General features: G+C 44.2%; 13 protein-coding genes and 2 pseudogenes. 5 read left to right on the top strand and 10 right to left on the bottom strand.

The genetic code is table 11. The annotated features are described in order from the left end of the window. A partial coding sequence (locus L1D11_RS21545) for a transposase (protein WP_239862783.1) occupies positions 1-316 on the bottom strand: 316 nt, incomplete at its 3' end. A gap of 314 nt (positions 317-630) precedes the next feature. Here L1D11_RS21545 and L1D11_RS21555 point away from each other — a divergent pair. Then, complete coding sequence (locus tag L1D11_RS21555) at positions 631-951, top strand: hypothetical protein (RefSeq protein ID WP_239833812.1); 321 nt, start codon at positions 631-633, stop codon at positions 949-951. A gap of 27 nt (positions 952-978) precedes the next feature. Then, positions 979-1,464, top strand: coding sequence for a hypothetical protein (locus tag L1D11_RS21560; protein ID WP_239833813.1), 486 nt, complete (start codon positions 979-981; stop codon positions 1,462-1,464). Between the two features lie 149 nt (positions 1,465-1,613). Here L1D11_RS21560 and L1D11_RS21565 read toward each other — a convergent pair whose 3' ends face one another. Beyond that, entirely contained in the window at positions 1,614-2,012 is a 399-nt protein-coding gene (locus tag L1D11_RS21565) for a hypothetical protein (protein WP_239833814.1), read from the bottom strand. Positions 2,013-2,254: 242 nt separating this feature from the next. Beyond that, positions 2,255-3,814: an EAL domain-containing protein gene (locus L1D11_RS21570; protein ID WP_239833815.1), complete on the bottom strand. Its 1,560-nt coding sequence runs from the start codon at positions 3,812-3,814 to the stop codon at positions 2,255-2,257. A 312-nt stretch (positions 3,815-4,126) separates the two neighbouring features. Here L1D11_RS21570 and L1D11_RS21575 point away from each other — a divergent pair. Next, positions 4,127-4,557 (top strand): annotated as a pseudogene (locus L1D11_RS21575) (lysozyme inhibitor LprI family protein). A 12-nt stretch (positions 4,558-4,569) separates the two neighbouring features. On the opposite strand, the gene L1D11_RS21580 reads toward L1D11_RS21575, so the two are convergent. From L1D11_RS21580 to rbsD, 7 genes are all read right to left on the bottom strand, one after another. Next, positions 4,570-7,029, bottom strand: a complete 2,460-nt coding sequence (locus L1D11_RS21580) for a CHASE3 domain-containing protein (protein ID WP_239833816.1) — start codon at positions 7,027-7,029, stop codon at positions 4,570-4,572. A gap of 306 nt (positions 7,030-7,335) precedes the next feature. Continuing rightward, positions 7,336-8,337 (bottom strand): substrate-binding domain-containing protein, encoded by a 1,002-nt coding sequence (locus L1D11_RS21585; protein ID WP_239833817.1) that lies wholly within the window; start codon positions 8,335-8,337, stop codon positions 7,336-7,338. 139 nt (positions 8,338-8,476) lie between these two features. Next, a complete protein-coding gene (rbsK, locus tag L1D11_RS21590; RefSeq protein ID WP_239833818.1) occupies positions 8,477-9,403 on the bottom strand; it encodes a ribokinase in 927 nt (308 codons plus the stop codon). A gap of 197 nt (positions 9,404-9,600) precedes the next feature. Then, positions 9,601-10,479 (bottom strand): ribose ABC transporter substrate-binding protein RbsB, encoded by an 879-nt coding sequence (rbsB, locus tag L1D11_RS21595; RefSeq protein ID WP_239833819.1) that lies wholly within the window; start codon positions 10,477-10,479, stop codon positions 9,601-9,603. A gap of 132 nt (positions 10,480-10,611) precedes the next feature. Then, positions 10,612-11,598: a ribose ABC transporter permease gene (rbsC, locus tag L1D11_RS21600; RefSeq protein WP_239833820.1), complete on the bottom strand. Its 987-nt coding sequence runs from the start codon at positions 11,596-11,598 to the stop codon at positions 10,612-10,614. Further along, the gene (gene rbsA, locus L1D11_RS21605) at positions 11,595-13,100 is read right to left on the bottom strand and encodes a ribose ABC transporter ATP-binding protein RbsA (RefSeq protein WP_239833821.1); all 1,506 of its coding nucleotides are present in this window, start codon (positions 13,098-13,100) and stop codon (positions 11,595-11,597) included. The genes rbsC and rbsA overlap by 4 nt, the downstream gene beginning before the upstream one ends. An 85-nt stretch (positions 13,101-13,185) precedes the next feature. Beyond that, the gene (gene rbsD, locus L1D11_RS21610; RefSeq protein ID WP_239833822.1) at positions 13,186-13,605 is read right to left on the bottom strand and encodes a D-ribose pyranase; all 420 of its coding nucleotides are present in this window, start codon (positions 13,603-13,605) and stop codon (positions 13,186-13,188) included. A gap of 472 nt (positions 13,606-14,077) precedes the next feature. Between rbsD and L1D11_RS21615 the strand changes: the two are divergent. Beyond that, positions 14,078-14,281 (top strand): annotated as a pseudogene (locus L1D11_RS21615) (transposase); the annotation flags it as partial. Between the two features lie 5 nt (positions 14,282-14,286). After that, a protein-coding gene (locus L1D11_RS21620) for an IS3 family transposase (RefSeq protein WP_239862785.1) occupies positions 14,287-15,405 on the top strand; the annotation gives its coding sequence in 2 pieces (ribosomal slippage) (positions 14,287-14,488 and positions 14,488-15,405; 1,120 coding nt annotated over the 2 pieces). This gene is flagged as partial in the annotation.

A 15,405-nucleotide genomic window follows, 5' to 3' on the forward strand; every position in this document is an offset into this window, starting at 1 on the left:
CCCATTCCCATTGTTTGGGTATGCCACTTGGCAGCCACAACGTTGGATGTTGATTCATGGCCTCTAACATTCTTGCCCGCCAGACTTTGGCCAAAGCTAACGCGTTAAAAAGGTAATGCTTGTTGCCTTTGTGCCACGTTTGTCTGGATGGGTCGTAACTGCCTGCTGCCACAATAATGTGCAGGTGTGGGTGCAAGTTTCGTTGTCGGCTGTGGGTATGCAGCACAGCAGTAAACCCAAGTTCACCTTGCAGCTTAAGGATGGTAAGGTGTTGTTCATAAAGAATGTTGTAGCGTTCTAAGTCGGTGGAATTCATAAGTTACTCCTGTTAACGACCATCAGGGTGATGGTGTAATAAGAGTATGACTTGTGCTGTCTTTACTCTGCCGCGGAGCGGCTTCGTTCAACAAACAATTTAAGAGTGATTCCCCACGCTTGGCATTTTTGGTTTGGGTTAAGTTTAGTGTTTACGGTGGTGTAGTTTAGTTTCATGGTAGCGTTGCTCACTCGTCAATAAGGCGCTTGTAACGCAATTTGTGGGTTGTGTTACGGGTTGCATAATCTAGCTAAGTGTTTGTTTGTCATAATGTTAAAGTAACTCGTATATATCAAACTACGGGAAACCTTATTATGAAAAAAGTTCTATTAGCCCTTACCTTTACTTTGTCAGCAATATCATTCAACTCTTCGGCTGCATTTGGGCTGAGTGATTTAAAGCAAGACAAAATCTGTCATTTTGCTAATGGCGATGAAGCGAATGCCAAATGTAAAGATGGTGATGTAGCTATGTGGACACCAAATTCATTTGGTAACGAACAACTACCAATTTTGTATATCTCACTGTTTTGCGATTTTGAAGCTCCAATTACTCATACCGTGGGTGGTGTGTCTTGTATTTTTAGCACTAAGCGTAAAGCTCAATGGAGTGATTTTGGTATAACAGTTAAGTAAAAGGCGTTAGTTCTATAGGAGCATTCTATGAGTGAAGTAGCCACAATTATATTGGTGGTTATCGGTGTTGTTATTGCTGGTATGGTTAGTGGTTATTTATTTAACAAATTTGTTGATGATGTTTTCCAGCTTTACTATTTGCACAAAGCTAAAGTTAGTTTTGAGCAAGATTTCATTGATAGCGTAGTTTATTCACAGCCAAACTATGAACAGATAAAAGAAATCTCGGAAACACGAAAGCTACCACAAGAAATTTCAGTTCTGATTTACCGTAGGTATATACGCGAAATCAGAAAAGGCAAAAACCCAGATCTTGAGCCACACCTTGAACTTATTGAAGGTTATGTTCGAGAGTTCAATCGTGAGCAACCATTTCAAGACCTTCCAAGCGATATTCGTCTGTATTTAGAGAGAGTCAGAGATAAACTGGATGATAAAACCACACTGGAAGCTTTAACTTCCCATATCCGAGAGTTGGTGGCTTTTTCGTTGGCGTGTTGGGTGTTTCCCTAGCTATTATTTTCTATTTTGCTCCTCCGTCCAACGATGCAAAAATCTCTTTTCAAGATAAAGCGGTTATTGGCGAACAGGTTGAAGAGTAGCACTAACAAACTTGTAAGAATCAAGCTAACTTATTAGGGCGCCAACAGGCGCCCTTTGTGTTAGTTAGCAACGCTGTAAGTGTCGTAGTCGCGCAGTAAGAAGAGTGCGACACAAGCTGCAAGCATTGGCCAAGAGGCAAAGAACAGTAGGTTATTGAACGGGTCCATGTACTTAGCGAAAGAGGAGAAGGTGGAACCTGCATGTAGAACTAGAATTGCGCTGTAGGTGTACTTCTTCCACATACCTACGACGAACGCGCCTAAAAAGCCGAGCTGCGCGACGCCTAAGGCCATCATCGCATTGGTTGATATGCCCAACCCGTAAAAGCCTGATAGCACCTTAACAGCGTGCTCTGGCACAAGAATCTTATCCAATCCCCAGAACAAGAAGACGATAAAAATGCCGACTCTCAGAAGCAGCAGGCTGATCGCAAGTTTGGTTTGAAGTGTCTTTTCCATGATATTCCTTTTATGCATTCAAGATGCGATGACGTTAAATGTTCACCAAAGGAGACCTATGGCTATTGTATTTTCTTTCGCGGTTTTTCAGTACCTTATGTAACAAGGAATGTCCGGCTATGTTTGTTGTTCGCGCGGTGAATGGAGATAGGAACTAGAAGGGAGTTTTCTGTTGTGGGATAAATTGGGAAAGCGCTGGTTGTCTCTTTAGCGCTTTCCCCGAATCGGTTTACATTCATCTGTTAAGTAGGAGAGATGTGATACTCATGAGTCGCTGCTATGTGCTGTTGCTGTCTTAGCAGGCTGAGGGTTAGGTTGATTGGCATCGGCTTATAGAAATAGAAACCTTGGATATAGTCGACGCCTAACTTAGACAAGACTTTCACTTGCGATTCATACTCTACGCCTTCAACGATGACCTGCATACTCAGTGTTTTAGACAGTTGCAGCATGGATTTAAGTAAAGGGACACCAAAGCTAGATTCGTCTGAAATGTTCTGTACGAAGACGCGATCAATCTTTAGGATGCTGAACGGAAATTGTCTTACGAAATCTAACCCTGAATAACCAGTACCAAAGTCATCAATCGCGACTTTTACACCCATGTCCGCCAGCTTGGTTAGGTTCTCTTTTATTTTGGTCATATCCTCGTCTGAGCACTCGCCATCTTCTGTTATCTCAAATACCACCTGCTTTAGAATCTCTGGATTCCTTTTAAAAATCCCTGATACTTTGTGGGCGAAGTTACTATTGGACATCACGTTTCGGCTGATGTTGACGCTGATGTATTTGTCTTCGAATAAGTCTTGATTGCCTTTGATGGTTTTCAATACTTCGTGTAACACAAAGTACGTCAGTTCTTCTATCAAGCCTAAGCTTTCTGCTAGTGGAATGAAGATGGCAGGCGACACATTACCTTCAATTGGGTCATTCCATCGTAGGAGAGATTCACAGCCTACAATCTGAGTGGTGTTTTGGTTGACAATTGGCTGCATGTGAACTTGCAGGTGTTTGTTTTTCAGAGCGCTAGAGAGGGAATATTCTAAACTGCGTTGGCTCTGCTTTTTGTGCTTCGCGGAGAGCAAACAAATGGTGGTGATTCCCGCCATAAGAAAACCAAACCACGAGAAGCTCATGAGGAAGTGAATGTAATACTGGTGCCCAATGTAGGAAGTAATGGCCAGCGGGTAGGTCTCTGACTGTATGCGTACTTCCGAAAGGAAAGAACCGGGATCGGTTGGGTGAATGTCTCTTTTAATCACTTCAACTTTAGAGCTTATTCCGTGGCTGCTCAGGTTTGACTCGACAAGGTCGTAGATGAAGTGTGGCGGTATCATCAGGCTTACACCTGCATCATCTTTATTCGAGAAGATCAGCATGATGGATTGTACTTTAGTGATCGCTGCACTTGAGTATGACAGGGTAGTTAAATTCGGATCTTCATTTAGCCTTTCTCGGATAGTGCTATATAAGCGAAACGACACGTCGCCATCGGTGGTTGAGCAATAAAAGCGGTTGTGTTTATTGAATACGGCGGCTTCTTTTACCCAATCGGCATTGAATACATTTTGACGAAGCTCGGTCAAAATGGCGTCACAAGAAAGATCGGGCTTGTTCTCTGAGAGAAAGCTGTTAAATCTAGCTTGGATCTCTTGGAGCCTTTTTTCAACTAACTTTGAAGCCCCTTCGGTTAACGCATGATAATGAGATGGTGTAAAAGGTATGAGCAATGCCATCGACAAAACGAAAGAAATGGCAAAGTATAATGTGGTTTTGCCAAAATGTTGGTACTTGATATCCATAAGTGGAGAAGCGTTACCGATTGGATGAGCATTCGATTTAATTTATAAACTTAACGATTAGGTAGCAAGAAAAATAATTATTATTGTGAATGTACGCATGTGTTGTGTATTGAAATAGCGTATTTTCTGGTCTTAGTATAAAAATCAGAGCGTTAGATATGCTTCCAAGGTTGAGTAAGTCGTTTTTTGTTCAGCACTTTTGAGGTTCTTGATGAAGCGGATTGTCGCGGTTTTTTTAACATCAAATAGAGACCTGCAATTATTGAAATAATGCGAGTGGGTGGATTTGAGCGTAATGATAGAAAATATGAATTGGATGTTGGTGCTTATGTTCATCGCGTATTTGATGATGCTAACGATTGTAAAAACGCGATGGGTACCATAGAGATTAAACACTGTGCTGCGCTTAAGCTTGAATCGGCACAAGTGGAACTTGATAAGTATTTGGCTGCCAGCTTTGAAGACATGCGGATGATGCAGAACTGGTGGGCGCAACTAAGGTTGTTTAGGATAGCTAGCAAGCCTATATGACGGTACATTGTGACTCTGTACATACCCAATAGCGTGATGGCTCGATTATAGAGCTGATGGCGCTTTCTTGTAAGACTAAGCTAACCAAGCAATGCACACATGAGGTGTGAAAAAACCTTCTAACTTGCATGGTCAGCGCGCCGCCAGTATTGCCTGAGCCTAAGTGGATGGAATTCATGGGGCAAGGTGGGATATATTGCCCTTTGTCTTGATGTTGTGTGGTTTTACGTTTTTTCGTCCACTTTCTTCAAGCGCTCGATCGAATTAATGGCTTTCATTCGCTGAGCTTGATGGATGTTGACCAAAAGTCGATTGAGTAGCTTTTGGAGTGGCTCAATATCAGGTAGCTGGCGGTTCTTTACTTGGACTTCTATATCGAGAGTCTGTTTTGACAACATATTAAGGCCTAGGTTGAGCGACATACCTTTAATGGAGTGTACGGTGCGATGCAACAGCTCTAAATCTTTTGCTAGGAAGTGTGCGATCACTTGGTCAACGGAATCTTCAAACTCAATAATGGTTGAGTCGATAAGCATGCCAAACCCTTCCTTGTCATCTTTAAGCATGAGTAATATTTCTGAATGGCTTATTTCTTCTTCGGTTAATCTCAATGTTTCAATAGGTTGGCGGTGCAGTTCTATGACGTTTTCGTTGTTATCAGCGTTACTTGGTGTAGATTGTTTCGGTAATCGACTTGAGAATTGTTGCAGTGCATCGAAGAAGCTCTCTTGTTGCAGAGGCTTAGTAAGAATGTGGTCGACTCCGGAATTAATGAGGCTGTCGTGAGCTTCGCGAAATACATCGGCGGTGTAAGCGAATATCAGGGTATTGAGTTTTAACTTATCGCGAATATATTGCGTTGTTTCGACCCCATTCATCTCAGGCATGTGGTTGTCCATCAGGATAAGGTTGTATTTTGAATGTTGGAGGCGTTCAATGGCACGCTTTCCGTTTTCTGCTAGATCGACATGATGGCCTAAATTTTCGCAGAAGCCTTGCGCGACGATCGCGTTAATACGGTTATCTTCGACCAGCAGAATGCTTAATGAGCCACAATTCAGTGTATCTTTGTTAGTTATTGGAATGATGACCTCACTTGTTTGACCTTCTTGCCACTTCATAGGAAGTGTTATTTGGAATTTGGTTCCGAGACCGACGGCGCTGGTTAATGTGATTTCTCCATTCATTAGATCAACGAGGTTTTTTACGATCGCTAGCCCAAGCCCTGTACCGCCAAATTTTCTGGTTGTCGATGTGTCTGCTTGTTCAAATGAGTTGAAAATTTGTTCATGCTTCTCCTTCGGAATACCAATTCCGGTGTCTGTGACGGTGAGAGTCAATTGGCTATCCGAGCGGTTAATGTCCGCTTGAATGGCGACGTGACCCTCTTTTGTGAATTTGGTCGCATTGCCGCCCAAGTTAAATAGGATTTGGCGTAACCTTGCACAGTCTCCGATAAGTTGAATATTGATCGGTATGTTATTTTCGATCAGGAGGCAAATGCCTTTCTCATCGGCCAAAGGTTTGAGTGCGCTACAAACCGGCTGCATCACTTGGACAAAATGGAAAGGTGCGATGTCCAATTCGAGCTTGTTTTCTTCGACTTTAGAGAAATCGAGAACGTCGTTTAGTATGGTCATTAAGTGTTGGCCAGAATCGAGAATGATATTGATGTTCTCTATGGTTTCTGGCTCTTTAGTTTGCGTCGCTATGATCTGGGAAATGCCTAACACGCCATTCATCGGTGTTCTTATCTCGTGACTCATGGACGATAAAAACTCGCTTTTGGCTTTTACTGCCGCTTCTGCTTTGGCTCGTTCAGCAATGAGCTCTTGAGTTTTTGCTCGCATTTCATTGTCATTTTTTACAAGGTTTGTCGCCATTGCTTGGAAGCTGTGGGTGAGGTGAGCGATTTCGTCTTTAGTGTCAGGTTTTGAATTAAGTTTGAGTGTTGAAGCCCCTTCAAGTAAATGACCTTCTGCTACTTTATTCGCAGCAGCTAGCAGTATGTCTATTCCTTGTTTAATTCTACTTGATGACCAGGCAGCGACAGTCAGAGATACGAATACCGAAAAGAGCGTTCCGACTAACAGAACGTAATTGGTTTGCTGAGCGGAGTTATCAGAGTTAGCAACTCGAATTCTGATCAGGTGCTGTTCTACCTCAATGAACTGAGCTATATCCAAGCGAATTTGATCCATAAGCTGCTTACCGGTTTGCTGCTGAGTGATATCAATAACACTCTGCATATTTGCTTGGCCTCTATTCACTAACTCACGTTGCCATACCTCTTTCTCTCCCGATTCAATTAGCCATTTATTGTGGGTGGTATCAATGGTGTCGAGGAGTTTAACTTGGGCAGGGTTATCGCTCACTTGCTCGCTAAGAATCTGAATCTTTTGAGGCCAAACCTCCAGTGCTAGGTAATAAGGTTCCAAGAATACAGGGTCACCAGTGATCAGGTAGCCACGCTGGCCGGTTTCCATATCTACCGCTAGATTGAGTAGCTCTTGAGCTCGAGCAATGGCTTTGTGGGTGTGAACCACCCAGTGGTTGTCCTCAACCATCGACTGAGTATTTTTATGAACTGAAAAAGAAACAATAACGATCAGAGCAATAGGGACACAAAAGCTGACGAATAGCTTTTTTTGAAGGGAAATATTGTCGAACCAACTCAAAACCATAAAACAACGCTCTCCATGTCTATGTTACTTTATTGATATTGTAGAAGATAATCTGTTGTTTAGTGCGCAAGTGCATATGTTGATGTGAAAATATCTCTATTTAATTACATAAACACATGTTTTGAGTGTGAAAATAGCGCATTTTTCGTGTTAGAAAGGCGGGTAGGCGACGTTTGATGGACAACACTTATCAATGGCTAACGAGCTGAAAGCTAAGGTTAAAGCTAAAACTAAAAACTAAAAGCTAAAGCAAAAAAGCCAACTGGATAAGCTGGCTCTTTGTTCTGGAGTAGGGATTGCTATGAGTTAAATCGCTTTTACGCTGCTTCGTTCTACTAGGGTCGGCTCTAACTCGACGACCTGTGGGTAGGCGTCTGGCGTTTGTAAGCGACTCAATAGTGTATCAACGGCTGCTTTACCCAAACGGTGTTTTGGCTGGTGGACCGTGCTTAAAGCTGGTGTCATGTATTTAGACAAGTGGATGTCATCGTAGCCAATGATTGAGAGATCATTGGGTATTGATGTGCCATCTTGCGCAGCTGCGTGAATGACACCCATTGCCATCATGTCGTTACTTACAAACAGTGCACTTGGCATTTTTCCACGAGATTTTAGCGTCTGGTATGAATCAAAGCCGCCATCACACTCGAAGTTAGATTCGACAATCCAATCAGCGTTGATCTCTAATCCTGCTTCTTCCATCGCTTGTTTGAAGCCTTGGTAACGCGATGATGCCTGGTTACGATGCTGCGGACCTGTGATACAGCCAATTTGAGAGTGGCCGTTATCAATCAGGTGCTTGGTCGCTATGTAGCCACCTTGATGCGAGTTGTCTTGAATCTTGTCGCTCGCAAACAGCATTGGGCCCCAATCCATCACCACGACAGGCAGTTCTGGGTAACGCTCGAATACATCAATATGCTCGCCTTCAAGGGTAGAACACATCAGCATTAAGCCATCGACACGTTTTTGTAGTAGTGTATCGATAGACGATTTCATACGTTCGCTATCGCCTTCGGTGTTACACAAGATGAGGTTGTAGCCTTTTTCATAACAACGACGTTCAACGCCTTTTACCACTTCGCCAAAGAATGGGTTGGTCGAGGTTGTCACTAGCATGCCAAGGGTTTTGGTTTGCTTCATCTTTAAGCTACGAGCCAATGCTGAAGGCGCATAGTTAAGCTCTCTCGCAGCATTGTTGACACGTTCGGCTATCTCTTCACTGACAAAACGCGACTTGTTGATCACATGGCTCACCGTCGAGGTCGATACCTTTGCGAGCTTAGCGATGTCTTTCATTGTTGCCATAAAAAATCCTTGTGGGAGACACTTGTCCACGTTGAGCGATATTCTGCCTGAAAACAGGGGCTTATGCTCGCTATTTAGAAGGCTAACATCCGTTGGCTAGGGTTTAGTTAAGGAGTTAAGCCTTCTAATAGGTATCAAGCTAAGCAGAAAATTGCTCTGCTAAAAACGCATCGGTTTCGGCACGGCTTGGAATTGAGGTTTGAGCGCCAAAGCGAGTCACTGAAATTGCCGCCGCAGCATGAGCAAACTTAATCGCGCGCTCCATTGGCATGTCTTCAAGTAAACCCGTAACTAATGCACCGTTGAAGGTGTCACCAGCAGCGGTGGTATCTGTTGCTTCAACGCGAAATCCTGCGATCAGTTCACCTTCCCCGTTTCTGCTAACCCATACCCCTTTAGCGCCAAGCGTGATCATTACCGTCTCGATACCTTTTGCATGCAGAGCTAAAGACGCTTGATACGCGGATGCACTATCGGTTACGGTAACGCCTGTTAGCACCTCAGCTTCGGTTTCGTTTGGTGTAATCACATCAACACACGCTAATAAGTTATCCGATAGTGGGCGAGCTGGGGCAGGGTTTAGAATCACGCGAGTTCCGCTCTCTTTTGCGGTTTTCGCTGCGTATTCAATGCCTTCAATCGGGGTTTCAAGCTGAGTCAGTAGGTATTTAGCACCGCGGATCTTATCTAGATATGGTTCAATTTTCTCACAAGTCAGTTTGTTGTTCGCTTCTGGAGAAAGACAAATACTGTTTTCACCTGCTGCTGATACTTGGATCATTGCAATGCCAGTAGGCGTGTTCTCTGCAACGATAACGCCGTCAATGTTGATGCCATTTTGGGCAAAGTCTTGACGAATATTGATGCCAAATGGGTCATCCCCGACACAGGCGATAAAGCTGATATCTGCGTTTAATCTCGCTGCAGCTACCGCTTGGTTTGCACCTTTACCGCCAGGAATGACCTGATAGTTACCGCCAATCAAGGTTTCACCCGGACGAGGGAACGAAGGAACTTTTAGTACGTGGTCAGCGTTAACGCTACCTAAAACAATCAGTTGAGTCATGATACGAGCCTTATGATATATCGTATTTGAAAATGCATGGGTCTTTCACATTATGTTAATTACACGTTTCGCTAGACGGCGGTATGAGAAACAACGATGCACTGTCGGCGTATGGACAAATAAGGCAGGGGAATGGGGACTCTCCTGCCTATGTGTCGCTTTACTTAAAAAATATGTTTAATAAATTCCGTTATTAATTACTTAGCGATGATTTTCAGAGGTACTGGAATGTACTCGTCTACTGTTTCGCCTTTCAGTACTTTGTCTGCCATTTCGACACCAAGAGAGCCGATTAGGTCAGGCTGCTGCGCAACGGTTGCGCCGAGTAGGCCACGGTTAACCGCAGCGATACCATCTTCAGTACCGTCAAAGCCAACAATCATTACTTCTTTACCTGAAGCTTGAACCGCGCGAAGTGCACCTAGTGCCATTTCATCGTTTTGAGCGAATACCGCTTCTACATCTGGATTTGCAGCAAGCAAGTTTTCCATTACGTTTAGACCTTTAGTACGATCGAAATCAGCAGGTTGGCTTGCAAGAAGCTCAAGGTTGCTGCCGTTTACTGCGTTCGTGAAACCTTCACCACGTTCGCGAGCGGCAGATGTGCCAGCGATACCTTCAAGTTGGATTACTTTTGCCTTCTCCCCCACTTTTTCTATGATGTAGTGGCCTGCCATTTCACCACCGATTACGTTATCAGAAGCAATGTGGCTCACTACATCACCGTTGCTTGCACCACGGTCTAGTGTTAATACAGGGATGTTTGAACGGTTAGCAATGCGAATCGCGTTAGAGACTGCATCTGAATCTGTAGGGTTAATCAGGATAGCCTGAACACCACGAATGGTTAGATCTTCAATGTTTGAGAGCTCTTTGCTTGGGTCGTTTTGCGAATCAAGAATGATAAGCTTGTAGCCTAGCTCTTCAGCTTTCGTTTCTGCGCCATCTTTCATGGTTACAAAGAATGGGTTATTCAAGGTAGACAGAACGATTGCCATTGTATCTTGCGCCTGTGCAGACACAGATACCGTTGTAGAAAGAAGAGCAGCAGAAATAAGAGTCGCTAATTTTTTCATGGTGTAAGTCCTTTATGTGGGGTGAGCTAGGTTGGATAATCCTAGCTCGTTGTTACGTTATTTATTGGTTTAATTGTTACGTTACGTCTTGTTTTTAATAGGTGTTGCGTTTACTGAATAAATCAATTTGTATTACTTGTTTTTGTTGTCGACCAATACCGCCAGAAGAATAACCACTGCTTTTGCAATCATCTGGTAGTAAGAAGATACGTCTAATAAATTCAGGGCGTTATTTAAGAAGCCGATAATCAGTGCACCAATCAGTGTGCCCATGATGCGACCACGGCCGCCGGCTAAGCTTGTACCGCCCAGTACTACTGCGGCGATGGCGTCTAGCTCATAGCCCATACCTGCGGTCGGTTGAGCTGATGACAAACGAGAAGCCACGATGATGCCTGCTACCGCTGCTAACAGACCACAGATTGCGTAAACGCCGATTTTGACTTTGTCTACGTCGATGCCTGATAGGCGAGTTGCTGATTCGTTACCACCAAGCGCGTAAACATAGCGGCCAAAGCGTGTGTGGTTAAGTAGGTACCAAACTGATGCGAATACTACGACCATGATCCAAACTGGAACAGGTACACCCATTGCGTAGCCTGTACCGAACCAAGCGAACGCGTCTGCTGTGTCAGTAAAGCCTGTTGAGATAGGGCGACCGTCGGTGTAAACCATGGTTACACCACGAAGTAGTGTCATGGTTACTAGCGTTGCGATGAAGGCTTGAACCTTACCTTTCGCGATGATCACACCACTGATGGCACCCAGCGCAGCACCTGCTAATAAAGCGGTTGGTACAGCGGCCATCACCGGGATTTCCATGCCAATCATGCTGGCAGCGAATGCCCCACAAAGTGCCAGTACTGAGCCAACGCTTAAGTCGATACCTGCGGTTAAGATAACCAGCGTCATACCTACAGCGATGATTGCGTTAACCGAGGTTTGGCGCAGAATGTTTAGAATGTTATCGACAGTAAAGAAGTTCGGGTTTAAGAAAGAAACGATAACAATCAGGAAGATCAAAGCAATCAATGACTTTTGATCAATCAGCCACTCTTTGCTGATTAACTGTTTTTTCTTTGGAGCTTCAGTTTTTTTGCTCATGGTTTTGGTACTCATGCTGCGTCCTCGTTGATCTTTTTACCGACCGCACACGCCAGTAATAATTCTTGGTTTGCTTCTTTAGCATCAAATTCACCGCTTACACGGCCTTCATGCATCACCATGATACGGTCACTCATTCCTAGTACTTCTGGCATTTCAGAGGACACCAAAATGATGCTCATGCCGTCGGCTTTAAATTTATTAATGAGTTGGTAAATTTCTTTCTTGGCACCGACATCGACACCACGGGTTGGTTCGTCGAGAATCAGTACTTTTGGTTTGGTCATCAATCCCTTAGCGATAGCCACTTTCTGCTGGTTACCACCAGAAAGGTTGCCAATAATCTGTTCGCGAGTCGGGGTTTTGATGTTGAATAGCTTGATGAAGTCATCCACCGCGATTACTTCGTCCTTGTGTTGGATTTGACCGCTTTTGGTCAGTAGATCCAGTGAACAAAGAGACATGTTCTCTTTCACTGAAAGCCCAAGCACTAAGCCGTCACCTTTACGGTCTTCAGAGATGTAAGCGATGCCATTAGCAAGGCCATCTTTAGGGCTCACAGGGTTGATGGTTTTGTTTCCTAAGTTGATAACGCCGCGCTCACTTGGAAGAGCACCGTAAATCACCTTCATCAATTCAGTACGGCCAGCACCCATTAGCCCTGATACGCCGAGGATTTCACCGCGCTTTAGGGTAAAGCTAACATCATGAATACCAGAGCCAGTAAGGCCAATCACTTCTAAGCAGGTTTCACCATGGCTTGGAGCGATGCGAGGGTATTGTTCGTCGAGCTTACGGCCAACCATCATTTCGATTAGGCCGTCTTCGTCAGTATCTTGTACTTCGCACTGGCCAATGAACTTGCCGTCACGAAGTACTGTGATGTCGTCACAGATCTCGAAGATCTCTTTCAAGCGGTGAGAGATGTAAACAATGCCACAGCCTTCATCACGCAGTTCGTTGATTACCTTGAACAGAGATTCGGTTTCAGTATCGGTTAGGGCATCTGTTGGTTCATCCATGATGATGACCTTAGATTCAAACGATAGGGCTTTCGCAATCTCTACCATTTGTTGTTCGCCTAGGCTCAGTTCGCCAAGTGGTGTTTTTGAGCTGTGTTTTACGTTCAGGCGTTTCAGTAGCTTGTCGGCTTCTTGGTACATCTCATTCCACAAGATGCGACCCATGGTGCCGGTGATTTCACGACCTAAGAAGATGTTCTCGGCGATGCTCAGCTCTGAAATCAGGTTCAGTTCTTGGTGAATGATACTGATACCAGCTTCTTGAGAGTCACGAGGCCCTTTGAATGCAGTAGGCTTACCTTGGTAGGCGATAGTACCGCCATCCAATTGATAGATACCCGTTAGCACTTTCATGAGGGTTGATTTACCTGCACCGTTTTCGCCCATTAACGCCATTACGCGTCCTGGATAAACGTTGAGGCTTGCTTTATCTAGTGCTTTCACACCAGGGAAGGCCTTCTCAATAGAGCTAAGTTCTAAAATGGCTTGAGTCATGTCGGTTCCTTTACTCGGGGCCAGTTGTATTTGGTTATTCTGTCTTTCAGCTATCACGCTGGGCTGTCGTTATGTTTCGCTTGAGCTAAAACGTTACGCCAGCTTGGAAAATGACATTAGCGTAAGGTGTGCATTCACCGGTACGAATCACAGCGCGGCTTTCATGAGTGCGCTGTTTAAATTCTTCATGAGTGATGTAAGTAATCGCAATTTCTTTACCACAACGCGCTTCTTCCGTTTTGATTTGATCAATCAGCACTGCATGATGCTCTGGACTTACTTTTGCAAATTCTTCCGCGATAACCACACCTTCAATTTGAGATTCATCAAGCATGGTTTTGACGGTCTGAGCAAAGCTTGGAACACCGTGAGTTAAAGCTAGGTCTATGCGAGAAACATGATCTGGAATCGGCAGCCCCGCATCACAAATCGTGATTTCATCTGTGTGGCCAAGAGTCGCCACCAAGTAGGAGAGTTCAGAGTTTATTAGAGTACTTTTTTTCATATCACGACCTATCGAAAAAACACGTTTGATGGGATGAGAAACAACTCAAGAAAAGCCATCGAAACGTTTCGATAGTGATAATAGTTTGTGATTTGTCATTTGCACCTTTCACCTTCTGGGAGTGTGATAACGATCATCGAAACGTTTCGATGAGGCGTTTTTTGGTGATCTCAATCACCGATATTGATTGCATAAAACGAGTGAGATAGGAAAGTTTGACGCTTTTGTAGAACCACAAAAAAAAGTTGAAAGAGGAGGATATGCTCTTCATAAGAGTGGCTTCGTCTTCAGAAGTGATTTGCCTAATTGGACCTCACCTATAACGCATAACCTAATTTGGTGATAGTGATTATCTTTATGTCGGTTGTTCTGAATTAGGTAAATACGTTACTTAAGTTATTGGCGAAATTCGCAATAGCGTGAGGGGAGGTATGTAGTGGCATAGTGAATTTGGCCACCTGATTAAGAGGTGATGTATGATCATCTCGATACTAAAACAGGTGACATTATGACTAAGCGTGGAAGACGCACTTTTAACCCAGAATTTAAGCTTGAATGCGCTCAGTTGGTGCTTGATCAGGGGCGGACTTACAAAGAAACCTGCGAAGCAATGGGCATCGGAAGAACCACGCTAGAAAGCTGGGTAAGACAACTCAAAGCTGAAAGAGCGGGTAAAGCACGTTGGTGCTTGATCAGGGGCGGACTTACAAAGAAACCTGCGAAGCAATGGGCATCGGAAGAACCACGCTAGAAAGCTGGGTAAGACAACTCAAAGCTGAAAGAGCGGGTAAAGCACCAAGTGCATCACCGTTGACGCCAGAGCAAAGAGAAATCCGCGACCTTAAAAAGAAAATCAAGCGTATTGAAGAAGAAAAGGAAATCCTAAAAAAGGCTACGGCTCTCTTGATGTCAGACTCCCTGAACGGTTCTCGATAATCGAGAAACTCAAGAAGAGTTATACTGTGAAAAGGCTTTGTGAAATGTTTGGGGTTCATCGCAGTAGCTATCGTTATTGGGCAAATAGAGATAAATCTCTGTCGTCAGAGCGTGTGCTTGTTCGTGCCGAAGTTCGCCGAGCTTATGAGCTGAGCAATGGTTCCGCTGGGGCGAGARCCATTGCTGATATAGTAACGGCAAGAGGCATACCACTTAGTCGTTACCGAGCGAGTCAGTTCATGAAAGAACTAGACTTAATCAGTTGCCAACTACCGAAGCACTCGTACAAAAAAACACAACTGGAACATGTTCATATACCCAATCGGTTAAATCGTCAGTTCGCGGTAACTGAACCGAATCAAGTCTGGTGCGGCGATGTGACCTACATCTGGACGGGACAGAGATGGTCTTATCTAGCGGTTGTTATTGATTTGTTCGCACGAAAAGTCATCGGTTGGGCGATGTCTAACTCACCAAATAGCGCATTGACTGGCAAGGCGTTGACTATGGCCTATGAGAGCCGTGGAAAGCCGTCTGGTGTCATGTTCCACTCGGATCAAGGTTGCCATTATACGAGTAAGAAGTATCGTCAATTACTATGGAGATATCGAGTTACTCAAAGTATGAGTCGTCGTGGGAACTGTTGGGATAACAGTCCTATGGAGCGAGTGTTCAGAAGCTTGAAGACGGAATGGGTACCAAAGAATGGCTATAGAAGTTTTACTGAAGCGAACCAAGCAGTAACGGATTATCTGGTTGGCTATTACAACCAGCATCGTCCCCACCAATATAATGGTGGATTAACACCAAATGAATCAGAACGACAGTTCTGGTTCCCTCATAAAACCGTGGCCAGATTTACTT

It is taken from the genome of Vibrio sp. Isolate32, from assembly GCF_022397955.1.
Classification (GTDB): Bacteria; Pseudomonadota; Gammaproteobacteria; order Enterobacterales; family Vibrionaceae; genus Vibrio.